Annotated in this window: 14 protein-coding genes; all 14 read right to left on the bottom strand. The window is 55.8% G+C overall.

Annotation, left to right across the window (positions count from 1 at the left end; translation table 11 throughout):
- Positions 1–8: 8 nt before the first annotated feature.
- Complete coding sequence (locus AC2FFB_RS13845; protein ID WP_142637807.1) at positions 9–521, bottom strand: hypothetical protein; 513 nt, start codon at positions 519–521, stop codon at positions 9–11.
- Positions 522–830: 309 nt separating this feature from the next.
- The gene (locus tag AC2FFB_RS13840; RefSeq protein WP_142637805.1) at positions 831–1,226 is read right to left on the bottom strand and encodes a RidA family protein; all 396 of its coding nucleotides are present in this window, start codon (positions 1,224–1,226) and stop codon (positions 831–833) included.
- On the bottom strand, positions 1,223–1,630 hold the full coding sequence (locus AC2FFB_RS13835) for an acyl-CoA thioesterase (RefSeq protein WP_142637803.1): 408 nt from the start codon (positions 1,628–1,630) through the stop codon (positions 1,223–1,225). Before AC2FFB_RS13835 ends, AC2FFB_RS13840 begins: the two co-directional genes overlap by 4 nt.
- Complete coding sequence (locus tag AC2FFB_RS13830; RefSeq protein WP_142637801.1) at positions 1,630–2,316, bottom strand: ABC transporter ATP-binding protein; 687 nt, start codon at positions 2,314–2,316, stop codon at positions 1,630–1,632. Before AC2FFB_RS13830 ends, AC2FFB_RS13835 begins: the two co-directional genes overlap by 1 nt.
- Entirely contained in the window at positions 2,313–3,062 is a 750-nt protein-coding gene (locus AC2FFB_RS13825) for an ABC transporter ATP-binding protein (RefSeq protein WP_281995513.1), read from the bottom strand. Before AC2FFB_RS13825 ends, AC2FFB_RS13830 begins: the two co-directional genes overlap by 4 nt.
- Complete coding sequence (locus tag AC2FFB_RS13820; protein ID WP_496694063.1) at positions 3,055–4,035, bottom strand: branched-chain amino acid ABC transporter permease; 981 nt, start codon at positions 4,033–4,035, stop codon at positions 3,055–3,057. The genes AC2FFB_RS13825 and AC2FFB_RS13820 overlap by 8 nt, the downstream gene beginning before the upstream one ends.
- A 2-nt stretch (positions 4,036–4,037) precedes the next feature.
- Positions 4,038–4,958, bottom strand: coding sequence for a branched-chain amino acid ABC transporter permease (locus AC2FFB_RS13815; protein WP_142637797.1), 921 nt, complete (start codon positions 4,956–4,958; stop codon positions 4,038–4,040).
- 52 nt (positions 4,959–5,010) lie between these two features.
- Complete coding sequence (locus tag AC2FFB_RS13810) at positions 5,011–6,141, bottom strand: ABC transporter substrate-binding protein (protein WP_496875055.1); 1,131 nt, start codon at positions 6,139–6,141, stop codon at positions 5,011–5,013.
- A gap of 126 nt (positions 6,142–6,267) precedes the next feature.
- Positions 6,268–7,878 carry an AMP-binding protein gene (locus tag AC2FFB_RS13805; RefSeq protein ID WP_496875054.1) on the bottom strand — a complete coding sequence of 537 codons (1,611 nt, stop codon included), beginning with the start codon at positions 7,876–7,878 and terminating at the stop codon, positions 6,268–6,270.
- Positions 7,878–9,029 (bottom strand): acyl-CoA dehydrogenase family protein, encoded by a 1,152-nt coding sequence (locus tag AC2FFB_RS13800; protein ID WP_496875053.1) that lies wholly within the window; start codon positions 9,027–9,029, stop codon positions 7,878–7,880. Before AC2FFB_RS13800 ends, AC2FFB_RS13805 begins: the two co-directional genes overlap by 1 nt.
- Entirely contained in the window at positions 9,029–9,829 is an 801-nt protein-coding gene (locus tag AC2FFB_RS13795) for an enoyl-CoA hydratase family protein (protein ID WP_496702299.1), read from the bottom strand. The genes AC2FFB_RS13800 and AC2FFB_RS13795 overlap by 1 nt, the downstream gene beginning before the upstream one ends.
- The gene (locus AC2FFB_RS13790) at positions 9,819–10,286 is read right to left on the bottom strand and encodes a MarR family winged helix-turn-helix transcriptional regulator (protein WP_142637787.1); all 468 of its coding nucleotides are present in this window, start codon (positions 10,284–10,286) and stop codon (positions 9,819–9,821) included. Before AC2FFB_RS13790 ends, AC2FFB_RS13795 begins: the two co-directional genes overlap by 11 nt.
- A complete protein-coding gene (locus tag AC2FFB_RS13785) occupies positions 10,283–11,014 on the bottom strand; it encodes an SDR family NAD(P)-dependent oxidoreductase (RefSeq protein ID WP_496713238.1) in 732 nt (243 codons plus the stop codon). The genes AC2FFB_RS13790 and AC2FFB_RS13785 overlap by 4 nt, the downstream gene beginning before the upstream one ends.
- Entirely contained in the window at positions 11,011–13,305 is a 2,295-nt protein-coding gene (locus AC2FFB_RS13780; protein WP_496694019.1) for a bifunctional salicylyl-CoA 5-hydroxylase/oxidoreductase, read from the bottom strand. The genes AC2FFB_RS13785 and AC2FFB_RS13780 overlap by 4 nt, the downstream gene beginning before the upstream one ends.
- Positions 13,306–13,515 lie beyond the last annotated feature (210 nt).

Below are 13,515 nucleotides of genomic sequence, written 5' to 3'. Positions count from 1 at the left end.
TTTTGCCATCAGACCACCGTTCGAGGCGTCTTTCCTGCAAATACCGGCTGGACCCGGGCACCCTGATATTCGCAGGCGTTATCCAACCAGGCCAGAAACAGACGCGTGTTTCCAACAATGTGAGGGACAAAGCCGAAATCCGGTCGATTACCGGCCAGCTTTTGAACCAAAGAACCCGTTTGCAACACGAAGATCGCGCCCCCTACCACAACGGCGGCGCTGATTGTGGGCGAGGCTGCGATCTCATGGCTTTGGGTTCCGGCCACCCAAAGAGCAAATGCCAGACGCGTCATCGCCACCGTATCCGTGACGCGGCGCAAGCCAGGAAGGAAATAGGTGGATAGAGCCGTCGCGCATACAATGACAGCCATATAGATCAGGCCGATAACAACCGGGACGGGTAATCCGAAACGCGTTGCCTCTATATGTGAGTAAAGAGTGAAACCTGAGGCAAAAGCCAGAGCCGCAATCAGCGACAACCGCCGTCTTTCGAGACTTAGATGCCTTGTGACTCTTTTCACTGCGTCGACCCTCATGTTTTGTTGAGGATCTGTTTGAGATATGAATTTGTGATTGATCTGACGAAATAGCGGCGGAAGTTTGTTTTTGTCTCCCCTCACCATTCAATCGGTCGCCCAAATGACTTGGTTACGCCCTGCACGTTGGCCTTTTCACTCTGGTACGAGCGCAAAATCCAGCCCGGTTTAGGCCGCTGCAACCCGCTTCGGCGGCCCTGTGATTTCAGAAAAGAGGTTTGGCAGAATTCTCACCTCCTATGGTGAAAATCGCTCAAATTCATTCCGCTGGGCCCGTTTCAATGTCGCTTGCCTTCAGGATAAATGTGCTGTCGCTTCAATTTCCAACAAGGCCTCGTCTTCGACCAAACCCGCCACGATGATCATTGACATCGCAGGAAAATGCCTGCCGAAAACCTCACGATAGGCGGCCCCAACTTCGGCTTGCAGAGACAGATATTCGCGTTTGTCTGTTACGAACCAGGTCAGGCGGGTCACATCGCGGGCCGAGCCACCAGCGGCCTCGACAATATCAACGATATTCTGCAGCGCCTGTTTCATCTGTCCGATGAACCCGCCGCTGACAAATTTCTTGTTCGCGTCCCATCCTATTTGCCCGCCGATATGTAACGTTCCATCTTTGGTCAAAACGCCATTGGCATATCCTTTGGCAGGCAACCAGCCGTCGGGGTGAATTGTCTTGTGGCTCATAGCGCGTCGTCCCTGAATGCCTCGAGTTTTTTACGGATGTCTGCGGGCCAGGCCGTTGGACCGCCCTTTGAATCTACATGAACAAGCGTTGCTACGCTTGTCAGTCGCTCCTCTTGCGCACAACTGGCCACGACCGAGTATTCGGCTGAACTGCGTCCGATCTTTGTGATCTTCATCCGGAATATCAAATGGTCACCGTGACGGCTGGGCGCTGAAAATCGGGTTTGTATCTGTGCGGTAGGCACTGCGCCAACAGGATGAATCTCTTCAAACGGTTTGCATAGCACCTGATCGAAATAGGTCTCAACGCAATCATTGATCATCTCGAAATAGCGCGGGAAAAAGACAATCCCCGCCGGGTCGCAATGTTTGAACAGAACCTTTTGGTGGAATTCAAAAGTCATCAGACCCCCACATATTTTTCTGTGATGTCATGACCGAGATCCACCATCGCGCCAGACCAGACTGTTTTACCGCGCTCAAGAATGACCGCGCGGTCAGACACCAGCGCCAACTCTTTCAGAGACTTGTCGATCAACAGGATCGAAACATTGGTTTCCTGTTTCAGGCGATGCAAGACCGACCAGATTTCCTGTCGCACGATCGGAGCCAGCCCTTCGGTTGCTTCATCGAGGATCAAGAGCTGCGGATTTGTCATCAGGGCGCGCCCGATAGCCAGCATCTGTTGTTCTCCGCCGGATAGTGAGGCTGCCCCTTGGCCCTGACGTTCCTCTAACCGTGGGAACAGTTCAGCCACCTTCTGCAATGTCCACTCGCCGGGTCTGGCAGCGGCGATCAGATTCTCGCGCACCGTCAGGTCGGCAAAGCACCGGCGCCCCTCGGGTACCAGCCCGACACCAAGACGCGCGACCTTATAGCTGGGTAGAGCGTGCAGATTCTGATTGTTCAGCGACAAGGTGCCCTCGGACCGGATCATCCGGCAAATGGCTTTGACAGTCGTGGTCTTGCCCATCCCATTGCGCCCCATAAGGGCTGTAACCTCGCCCTGCGCCAGAGAAAGATCGACACCAAATAAAGCCTGACTGACGCCGTATGTCGCGGTCAGGTTTTCTACCCGCAACAAAGTCATGCCTCATCCCCCAGATAGGCATCGCGCACCTCACGGCTTGCGCGGATTTCATCTGCCGTCCCGGTTGCAATCACCTTGCCATAGACCAATACGCTGATCCGGTCAGCCAGCGCAAAAACGGCGTCCATATCATGTTCGACAAGGAGGATGGGCGCCTCTTCCCGCAGACCGTCAAGAAACCCGGTCAACCGTTTGGACCCTCCAGCGCCAAGCCCGGCCATCGGTTCATCCATGACAAAGACCCTAGGTGACAAAGTCAAAGCCACGGCGACTTCAAGCTGGCGGCGTTGACCATGGCTGAGATTTGCGCAACGCGTTTCGCGTTCATCGCCCAAGCCCACCCTTTCCAGCGCAGCCTCGGCCCTTTCGAGCAGCTCTGGCCGTTTCAAGGCAGGTTTCCAGAACCGCCATACGAGGTTTTCCGCACCCATGGCGCTCAACACGACGTTTTCCAGAATCGTATCTTCCATGCACAGTTCCGATATCTGGAACGTCCGCCCCATCCCTGCCCTTGCCCGCTTTTGCGTGCCAAGGTCCGACACATCCTGTCCGCACAGCAAAACACGCCCCGAATCCGGTTGCAAACCTCCGCAGATCTGCTGGATCAACGTGGATTTTCCCGCTCCATTCGGACCAATGATAGCGTGGATCTCTCCTGGCCTGAGATCAATCGAGACGTTATCCGTAGCCTTTAACGCACCAAAGCTTTTGTTCAGACTCTCGGTGGCAAGGACGGGATCAGACATGTGCCCCCTCTTTCCCGGTTAGCAGCCCAATCAGGCCACCGCGACCAAACAGAACGATGCACAGCAGAACAATACCCAAATATACATGCCAGAAATCGGTTAGTTCACCCAGAAAATGCTCGAGCGCGACAAACACGCAAGCCCCAATTACCGGACCCATCAGGCGTCCGACACCTCCGATGATTATCAGCACAATCAATTCGCCCGAAAGCTGCCAACTGAACATAGACGGCGAAACGAACCGGTTGAGATCGGCAAACAGCGCCCCGGCCAGACCAGTGACAGCGCCGGACAGAACAAAGGCCAAAAGTTTCAGCCGCATGGGGTTCAATCCCACAGTCTCGACTCGCGCCGTAGATTGCCGTGTCGCATTAAGAGCCAGCCCGAATGGCGCGGCTTGCATCCGCGCAAACAGGAACAGGACGAGACATAGCAGCGCGAAACAGATGCCGTAAAACTGGATCGGATCCAATGTGTTGAGGCCGGGAAAACCGTTGCGAACATAGATGGATAATCCGTCTTCGCCCCCGTATTGCGCCCAAGAAATCGCGAAGTAGTAAAACATCTGTCCGAAGGCCAGCGTAATCATGATGAAATAAACGCCTGACGTTCTTAGGGACAGAAGACCGACGAAAAAGGCAGCAATGCCCGAAGTAAGCATCGCAACTATCCAGATCACGGGCATGGATTTACTGCCTTCGATAGAAATCAAGCCCAGATCCAGTGCCGTGTAGGTCTGCGCGTGATAGGTCAGAATGCCCATCGCATAGCCGCCGATCCCGAAGAAAACAGCATGGCCAAAGCTGACCAACCCCCCAATTCCCAGGATGACATTCAGACCAGCCGCTGCAAGCGCCAAGATCACCGCCCGCGTCACAAGCGTGATTGTGAAGGGCTGGTCCGCGGCCAGCGCCCAAAGGGGCAGCGCCAGCAGGCCGGCGATCATCAGGCCATTGATGTATCTTTCATTCATTCTCATGCGCGGGCTCCGAACAGACCTGTTGGGCGCCAGATCAGGACCAGTCCCATCAGGACATAGATTCCCATTGATGCCAGAGCCGAGCCGCTTTTCTGAGCGGCTCCCGGTTCCATGAACAGTTTGAACAGCTCGGGCAGGAAAACCCCGCCCAGCGTGTCGGTTAGCCCAACCAACAGCGCCCCGATGAACGCCCCCCGAACCGAGCCTATGCCACCGATTACGATAACCACGAAGGCCAGGATCAGAACAGGTTCACCCATGCCCACCTGTACCGACTGAATTGCCCCAACCAAAGCACCGGCAAGCCCCGCCAGCCCCGCCCCTAGTGCAAAGACCAAAGTGTAAAGTTTCGAGATGTCGACGCCCAGTGCGGCAATCATTTCCCGGTCGTTCTTACCGGCCCGTATCTGCACACCCAAACGCGTGCGTTCGATCAGGGCCCACAAACCTACTGCAACAGCAAGACCAATCCCGATCAGGGTTAGGCGATAGAGGGGATATTCGATCCCGCCCTGCAGCGTGATCGGACCCGAAAGTGCCGTTGGAATATCCAGGAACAATGGGAAAGACCCAAAGACCCATCTTGTCCCTTCGGAAAAGATCAGGATCAGTGCAAAGGTGGCCAGAACCTGATCCAAATGTGGTGCCTGATAAAGCCGCCGGATAACGAGCATTTCTACGATCACCCCGGCCAGTGCGGCCGCAGCCAGAGCAGCAATCAGAGCAAGCAGAAATGACCCGGTCGCCCCTGCAACTGCTGCAGCGGCAAATGCACCCACCATGTACAAAGAGCCATGGGCCAGGTTGATCAGGCCCATCACCCCGAAGATCAGCGTCAGGCCAGCAGCCATCAAGAACAACATGACGCCGAACTGCAGCCCGTTCAGGATCTGCTCGATAATCAGGATCGAGGACATGGAAACTCCGGTGATCTGCCCGCCCCACTTTTAGGGGCAGGCAGAAATTCAGTTACATTTTGCACTCGGCCGCGTAGGCATCAGAGTGGTTTTCAAGAGCTACGCCAAGGATCTTATTGGTGAATACATCACCTTCTTTGATCACTTCGCGCGCATAGATGGTCTGAACCGGATGATGGTTCGGGCCAAAGCTGAAATCCCCTCGTGTGCTGTTGAAATCCGCCGCCCTCAGCGCTTCGCGGAAGGCATCCGCATCTGACGGGTCAGCCTTGTTAAGCGCCGCAAGTAACAGGTTGGCGGTATCGAATCCCTGACTGGCGTAAAGCGAGGGCAGACGTCCGTATTCTGCCTGAAAGCTTTCAACAAAGGCAGCGTTGGTCGGGTTGTCGATATCCTTGTTCCACTGCGAAGTGTTCACCACGCCCAGCGCCGCATCGCCTACCGCCTGCAGAATGCCCTGATCAAAGCTGAAGGCTGGGCCAACAACTGGAAGATCGATCCCGCTGTCGGCATATTGCTTCAGAAACGAAATCCCCATCCCGCCGGGCAGGAAGAAAAATACGCTATCCGCATCGCTTGCGCGGATTTGGGCGATTTCAGCTGCATAATCAGTCTGGCCAAGCTCGGTATAGATCTCACCGGCCAGATCACCTTCGAAAAAGCGTTTATAGCCAGTCAGCGCGTCGACGCCCGCCGGGTAATTCGGAGCAAGTATGAAGCTGCTCTTGTAACCCGCACCATTGGCGTATGCACCCGCGGCCTCGTGCAGGTTGTCGTTCTGCCAGGCGACGTTGAAATAGTTCTGGTGACAGCCCTTCCCCGCCAGAGGTGACGGGCCCGCATTGGGTGACAGATAGAAAACGTCCTGGTTCACGGCGGCTGGCACAACCGCCATCGCCAGGTTTGACCAGATGATACCGGTCATCACATCTACACGTTCGGATTGGATCATCTTGTCTGACAGCTGTACCGCGATATCCGGTTTGCGCTGGTCGTCTTCGATCACCACCTCGATATCATTCCGCCCCGATTGAGCAATCGCAAGCATGAACCCATCCCGTACGTCGATGCCCAAACCGGCCCCGCCGCCTGAAAGCGTTGTGATCATCCCCACCTTAACTTCCGCTGTAACACCCGTCGCGCACAGCGCAGTGATCGCTGCAGCCGCCAATAGTCTCTTCATCGTCTTCTCCCTTCGTTGGCCCTATGAACGCGATTTATGTCATTATTCTCAACGTTCGGTCTATGCCTTTGGCAATTCGGTCTTTTTCTTACATTCTTTCTGCCCGCTATATTCTACATACATTGATCATGATTTCAGGCGGAAACGCTGGATTTTTCCGGTCGCGGTTTTGGGCAAACCATCGCAGAACCGGATCGAGCGCGGGTATTTATACGGGGCAATCATAGATTTCACATGAGCCTGAAGGGCTTCGCGCATAGCGTCATCAGCCGTACCTGAAGCCAGAACAACATGTGCTTGGACAATATGACCCCTCTCAGCATCTGGGACGCCGATCACCGCGCATTCCGCAACGGCTTCATGCGCCAGAAGTGCGGCTTCGACTTCGGGTCCGGCTATGTTGTATCCGGCCGAGATAATCATGTCGTCATTGCGCGCAGAAAAATGAAAATACCCCTCTGCGTCCCGATAAAAGCTGTCACCAGTGATATTCCACCCATCTGTCACATAACCCGCCTGCCGCTTATCATTCAGATACCGGCACCCTGTCGGACCACGAACAGCCAGGCGTCCGATATCCCCAACTGCAGCTTCAGTTCCGTCTGGGTTTAGTACTTTGGCCTCATATCCGGTAACCGGCCTGCCGGTACTGGCTGGGCGGTGATCGTCAAACCGGTTTGAAATAAAGATGTGCAACATCTCGGTCGCGCCGATCCCGTCGAGCATTGGTTTGCCTGTCTTGGAAATCCACTCGTCATAGATTGGCTGCGGTAAGGTCTCGCCCGCCGACACAGCCGCACGCAGACTAGACAGATCTACACCGTCATCCATCGCCTGCAGCATGACCCGATAGGCGGTTGGCGCAGTGAAACAGACAGTCGCTTTGTATTTTTCGATTATCTCGATCATGCCCGCAGGCGAGGCTTGTTCTAACAGGGTTGCAGTCGCGCCGAACCGCAACGGAAACACCGCCAAACCACCCAACCCGAATGTGAAGGCCAAAGGTGGAGAACCAACAAAAACGTCCTCCGGAACGACCTGCAACACCTCACGCGCATAGCTGTCGGCAATGATCAGAATATCTCTGTGAAAATGCATGGTGGCCTTGGGTTCACCTGTCGAGCCGGAGGTGAAACCCAACAAGGCCACGTCGTCGCGCCCGGTTTTAACGCAATCGAACTGTACCGGCTTTTCAAGTGCTAGACGATCAAGCTCGGCATCGTGGTTTGAAGTTCCGTCGAACCCGACGACCCGCTGCAGGAACCGGTTATCACTGGCGCAGGACTGCATTTCGTCGATCAGCCGGGTATCACATAATGCAAACTGGATTTCCGCCTTATCGACAGTTTTCATCAGTTCTGCAGCGCGCAACATCGGCATAGTATTGACGACAACCGCTCCCACCTTGGTTGCGGCAAGCCAGCACGCAACCATTGCCGGATTGTTAGCCGATCGGATCAGCACCCGGTTTCCCGGCTCGACCCCCAAGTCATCGACCAATACATGTGCCAGCCTGTTGGTCCAGTCGCTGAGCTCTTTATATGTTCGTTGCCGACCATTGCCGATCAAAGCGGTATGATCACCAAAGCCCTTGGCAACCATGGCATCGGTCAGCTCATATGCTGCATTCACATGATCGGAATATGCAAAACCCGCCAACAGGAAGTCGGGCCACTGATCCTGGGGGGGCAGGTTATCGCGGCTGAACGTGTCGGTATGTGCAGACGGTCCAAGCATCACCTTCCCTCCATGTGCGCGGCCATCGTCTGACGTGCAATAATTACTTTTTGAACGTCCGAGGCGCCCTCGTAGATGCGCAAGGCACGGATTTCTCGGTACAGAGATTCAACCGCCATCCCAGAACGCACCCCGTCGCCACCAAACAACTGAACCGCCTTGTCGATAATCAACTGCGCCTGATCGGTAGCAAACAGCTTGGCCATCGCCGCCTCACGTGTGATGCGCGCCGCTCCGCTGTCCTTGGCCCACGCTGCCCGATAGATCAAAAGCGCCGAAGCATCGACATCTAATGCCATCTCGGCGATGTGTCCCTGCACCATCTGCAAATCAAACAACGGGGCGCCTTGCACCTGCCGTTCCGATACCCGTGTCAGCGCCTCATCCAGCGCGCGTCGTGCAAATCCCAGCGCAGCGGCCGCCACCGTCGGGCGGAACAGGTCCAGCACAGACATTGCAATACGAAATCCTGCGCCAGCTTGACCGATCATCGCGCTAGCCGGCACACGCAAATCATTGAAACGCAACGTCGCCAATGGGTGTGGCGCGATTGTGTCCAGTCGCCCGACAACTTCGAAACCCTTCAGATCAGGAGTGATGATAAAAGCTGACAACCCTTTGGCCCCGGGTGCCTCGCCAGTACGGGCGAACAGGGTGTAGACATCTGCGATACCCCCGTTCGATATCCATGTCTTTTCACCATTCAGGACAAAGTCGTTGCCATCACGGATAGCCGTCATTGTCGAATTTGCCACATCCGACCCCGATTGAGGTTCAGTCAATGCAAAGGCCGCGATAGCCTGACCAGAGCGCGTTTGCGGCAGCCAATGCGCCTTTTGGCCTTTTGAGCCGAACAACGAGATCGCACCGGTTCCAAGCCCCTGCATTGCAAAGGCGAAATCGGCCAACCCATCATGGCGGGCAAGTGTTTCACGGCTGAGGCACAGCGTCCTGACATCCAAATGGCCGCTTTCGTCCGAAGTAGGCTGCAGCAGCCCTGCGTCGCCCAGCTGGCGGACCAGATCGCGACAAGCCTGGTCCGGGTCGCCATGGTCAATAGTCAGTCCCCGAGCGACCTCTTGCACCCGATCCGCCCAGCCCCGGTGATGAGGGTCAAAGAATGGCCACGAAAGAAAGCTCTGATCTGCCATCAATCGCCCTCGAATACTGGTTTGTTTTTTGCAACAAAGGCCTTGTAGGCGCGTTCAAAATCTCCGGTTTGCATACAGATCGCCTGGGCCTGCGCCTCTGCTTCGATTGCCTGTTCGATCGACATAGACCACTCCTGCGCCAGCATGGTCTTGGTCATCATATGCGCAAAATTGGGGCCTGCCACGATACGGTCAGCCAGAGATTGCGCGGTAGCGTCAAGCTCGGATGGATCAACCACTGCATTGTAGAACCCCCAGGAAAGCCCCTCATCAGCGGTCATGCTGCGTCCGGTATAGAGCAGTTCGGCCGTACGCCCCTGCCCGATGATACGGGGCAGGATGGCGCAGGCCCCCATATCGCACCCTGCCAGCCCCACCCGCGTGAACAGGAATGCACATTTGGCCTGCGGGGTGGCGATACGCAAATCCGCAGCCATAGCGATGATGGCCCCGGCCCCCACGCAAATACCGTCCACCGCAGCAATCACCGGCTTACCACAATTCACAATCGCCTTGACGAGATCTCCGGTCATTCGCGTGAAGAGCAACAGGTCCTTCATCTTCATGCGCGTTAGCGGACCGATGATATCGTGCACATCGCCGCCCGAGCTGAAATTGCCACCATTTGAGGCGAACACCACTGCATCTACCTCTTCTGAATAGACCAGATCCCTGAACCAATCACGTAGTTCGGCATAGCTGTCGAAGGTCAAAGGGTTCTTACGCTCTGGTCGGTTCAGTGCAATCGTTGCAACCCGGTTCCGGATTTCGCAGCGAAAATGTTTGACGTCACTGGCCATCGATTTCCTCCGAAATAGTGAGTTCGGTTGTCAGAGTGCGGGCGTCCTCGGCGGAAAACTGGCCAAGCATATCGGATATCCAAGCCTCATGCGCCGCGGCTTGACGTGCGAATTCCTCGCATCCTTTTTGTGTCATGCGTACGCGATGGGCACGACGATCCCCAGGCACAGGTACGCGCACTAGCAGGCCGTCATCAGCCAGCCGATCCACGATTCCGGTCACATTCCCGTTCGAAACGCGCAGCGCACCCGAGATTTCGCTCATCTTCAGCCCATCTTCGAACCGCGACAGGGCTGCCATCACGTCAAAACGCGGCAGTGTCGTGTCAAACTCTACCCTGAGGTTCTCTCTTAGTGCTGCCTCGATGCCACGCGTGGTCTTGAGCAGCCGCAGCCATAACCGCAACCTCTCTTTGGATGGATCTTCCAATGGTGCTTGAAGCGGGTTTGGGTTCATATCTCGCCTCCGGACAGGCTAAGCGCGTGGCCGTTGACTGAATTTGCCGCATCCGAGCACAACCACCTCACGGCACCTGCTACGTCTTCGACCTGGATGAAACGACCCTGTGGGTTTATCTTTTTCAGGCTTTTCACCGCATTTTCCGCGCTCATTCCCGTCTTCTCGACGATGTTCGCAATCGAGCGATCCAGCATCGGCGTTTCCACAAACCCCGGGCAAACCGCATTGACGGTGATGCCTGTCGCCGCAAGTTCGCCCGCCAGAGACCGCGTCAGCCCGACCACCGCATGTTTTGTCGCACAATAGCCGGAAACATAAGGATAGCCCTTCAATCCGGCGGTGGACGCGATGGCAATCAGACGGCCCGTTCCAGCGGCTTGCATGTCAGGCAAAACCGCCTGCCATAAATTGAAAACACCCACCAGATTCACATCCGTCAGGGTCCGCAGATCATCGGCTGTCATCCGATGAAACGGAAGCGAATGGGCCGCGCCGGCATTCGCAATCGCTATTGAAATCGGGCCGCGTTCTGCCCGTGCTGTTTCAATAGCAGCTAGGACCTGCTTGTCATCGGTCACATCACAAAGGACATACGGCAAGGCTTGCTGCTGCAGCTTGGCCTCTGTACGGCCCAAAATGGTAACGGCTGCTCCGCCATTCGCGAAATCTTGGGCTATAGCCGCACCAACGCCGGTGCCGCCGCCGGTTATGACGACATGTTTCATACTTCACCCGCCGTTTCCGCCTTGCGATCTGCCAGGCGCCAAGCCTGGTCCCGCCCGGCTTCATAGGGGCGGGGCCAAGTTTCCTGCCGATCCCCCAACGCCGTAGCCGCGTGCAAGGTCCAGTACGGATCGTCCAGATGAGGCCGGGCAAGGCACACCAGATCTGCACGACCGGCCATGAGAATCGAATTTACGTGATCGGCTTCATAGATGTTCCCCACCGCCATAGTACTGATGCCGCATTCGTTTCTAATGCGGTCCGCGAAAGGGGTCTGGAACATACGGCCGTAAACCGGGTTAGCATCGGTCGAAGTCTGCCCGGCGGAAACGTCCACGATATCTGCACCCGCCGCATCGAACATCGCCGCTATATCCACAGCTTGTTGCGGCGTCACGCCAGTAGGTCCGACCCAGTCATTGGCAGAAATGCGCACCGCCATCGGCTTATCTTTGGGCCAGGTCGTCCGCATAGCTGAAAAAACTTCAAGCGGATAACGCATACGGTTTTCAAGACTGCCCCCATACATGTCGTCGCGCGTGTTCGACAAAGGAGAGATAAAGGACGAGATGAGGTAGCCATGCGCCGCATGCAGCTCGATCATGTCAAACCCAGCACGATCTGCCATCCGGGCTGCTGTCACAAATTGGGACGTGACCCTATCCATATCTGCACGATCCATCGCGCTGGGCACAGCGTTACCGTCGGACCAAGGGATGGCCGAAGCTGATATCAAAGGCCAGTTTCCTTCCTTCAGCGGCTGGTCCATTCCTTCCCACCCGATGCAGGTTGAACCTTTGCGGCCCGAATGGCCGATTTGACAGCATATTTTGGCGTCGGTTTCCGCATGGACAAATTCGGTGAGTCGAGCCCATGCGGCCTCGTGTTCGGGCTCATAAAGCCCCGGGCATCCTGGGGTGATCCGGCCTTCGGCGCTGACACAGGTCATTTCGGTGTATACCAGCCCGGCGCCACCTTTGGCCCTTTCACCGTAATGGATCAGGTGCCAGTCAACCGGGCACCCATGAACCGCCTTGTACTGTGCCATGGGTGACACTACGATCCGGTTCTTCAACTGCATCCCCCGCAGGCGAAATGGCGCAAACATCGGGGGCCGGGCCATACCATCAACAGCGCCCCCAGACTGCTGCATGAACCAGGCCTCGGCATGCCCCAGCCAGTTGGCATCGCGTTGGCGCAGGTTCTCGTGGCTGATCCGCTGAGACCGTGTCAGCATCGCGTAATTCAACTGAACCGAATCCTGATCGAGGTAACGTTCGACATTCTCGAACCATTCGACCGAGTTCCGCGCTGCCGATTGCAGGCGCAACACTTCAAGACGACGCTCGTCCTCATACCGCGCGAAAGCCGCTTCAGGCGTATCTTCTTTATGGACGAAGTCAGCCAGCGCTATAGCGCTTTCCAGTGCCAGCTTTGTTCCCGAGCCAATGGAAAAATGTGCGGTCGCTGCGGCATCTCCCAGCAATACCAGGTTTTTGTAACTCCATTTTTCGCACAAGACCCTAGGAAACCGCAGCCAGGCCGAGCCGCGGATATGACTGGCATTGCTCATCAAGGGATGGCCGCCCAAATGATCTTTGAAAATGTCTTCGCACAAAGCGATGGACTCTTGCTTGGTCATCTCACCAAACCCAAAAGCATCGAAGGTCTGTTGCGAGCATTCCACGATGAAAGTCGCCGTATCCCGGTCGAACTGATAGGCATGTGCCCAGACCCAGCCCTTTGGCGTTTCCTCAAAAATAAAGGTGAAGGCGTCGTCAAACTTCTGATGCGTACCCAGCCAGACGAACTGACACCGTCGTTGGTCTATATCGGGTCGAAAAACATCTGCGAACTCGGCCCGTGACTTGGAGTTCAGCCCGTCCGAAGCCACAACGACGTCGTAGTTCATCATATAGTCCGAGGCTGATGCCGCCTCGGTCTCAAAGCGCATCTCGACACCAAGCTCGCGCGCTCGGTCTTGCAAAATGAGCAGCAGTTGCTTGCGTCCGATCCCGCAAAATCCGTGGCCGCTGGACACGGTGCGCTGACCTTTATGCACAAGTGCTACGTCATCCCAATAGGCAAAGTGTTTACGTATCACCGTCGCGCTGGCTGCGTCATTGGCGGCAAGATTATCCAGCGTCTCATCAGACAACACGACGCCCCAGCCAAAGGTGTCATCCGGGCGGTTTCGCTCGATAACAACCACTTCGGCATCCGGATCGCGGAGCTTCATTGAAATCCCGAAATAGAGGCCAGCCGGCCCGCCGCCGAGACATGCAACACGCATCGTTACCTTCCCCCATTCGCAGCTTTACCTGAAACGCTAGACCAGGTGGCGCATCCCTTCAAGTAAAAATATTTTATACTTGAAGTTTATATATTCTGAATAACCAACCACAAATTCGCGACGGGTTGGTATTTTCCTGAGCCAAGCCAGCACCGGTTTGCCTGCGACAAAGCAATCAATCTCTGTAAGCGGTTACATTTCGCTTTCACC

The sequence above is a fragment of the Ruegeria sp. YTSA219 genome, assembly GCF_059609985.1.
The sequence above is the reverse complement of the archived record's forward strand: the minus strand, read 5'-3'. Positions and strand labels throughout refer to the sequence as shown.

Coding starts and splice junctions, on each gene's coding strand:
- AC2FFB_RS13840 (WP_142637805.1), bottom strand. CDS start 1,226: ATGAGCCACAAGACAATTCACCCCGACGGCTGGTTGCCTGCCAAAGGA.
- AC2FFB_RS13835 (WP_142637803.1), bottom strand. CDS start 1,630: ATGACTTTTGAATTCCACCAAAAGGTTCTGTTCAAACATTGCGACCCG.
- AC2FFB_RS13830 (WP_142637801.1), bottom strand. CDS start 2,316: ATGACTTTGTTGCGGGTAGAAAACCTGACCGCGACATACGGCGTCAGT.
- AC2FFB_RS13825 (WP_281995513.1), bottom strand. CDS start 3,062: ATGTCTGATCCCGTCCTTGCCACCGAGAGTCTGAACAAAAGCTTTGGT.
- AC2FFB_RS13820 (WP_496694063.1), bottom strand. CDS start 4,035: ATGAATGAAAGATACATCAATGGCCTGATGATCGCCGGCCTGCTGGCG.
- AC2FFB_RS13815 (WP_142637797.1), bottom strand. CDS start 4,958: ATGTCCTCGATCCTGATTATCGAGCAGATCCTGAACGGGCTGCAGTTC.
- AC2FFB_RS13810 (WP_496875055.1), bottom strand. CDS start 6,141: ATGAAGAGACTATTGGCGGCTGCAGCGATCACTGCGCTGTGCGCGACG.
- AC2FFB_RS13805 (WP_496875054.1), bottom strand. CDS start 7,878: ATGCTTGGACCGTCTGCACATACCGACACGTTCAGCCGCGATAACCTG.
- AC2FFB_RS13800 (WP_496875053.1), bottom strand. CDS start 9,029: ATGGCAGATCAGAGCTTTCTTTCGTGGCCATTCTTTGACCCTCATCAC.
- AC2FFB_RS13795 (WP_496702299.1), bottom strand. CDS start 9,829: ATGGCCAGTGACGTCAAACATTTTCGCTGCGAAATCCGGAACCGGGTT.
- AC2FFB_RS13790 (WP_142637787.1), bottom strand. CDS start 10,286: ATGAACCCAAACCCGCTTCAAGCACCATTGGAAGATCCATCCAAAGAG.
- AC2FFB_RS13785 (WP_496713238.1), bottom strand. CDS start 11,014: ATGAAACATGTCGTCATAACCGGCGGCGGCACCGGCGTTGGTGCGGCT.
- AC2FFB_RS13780 (WP_496694019.1), bottom strand. CDS start 13,305: ATGCGTGTTGCATGTCTCGGCGGCGGGCCGGCTGGCCTCTATTTCGGG.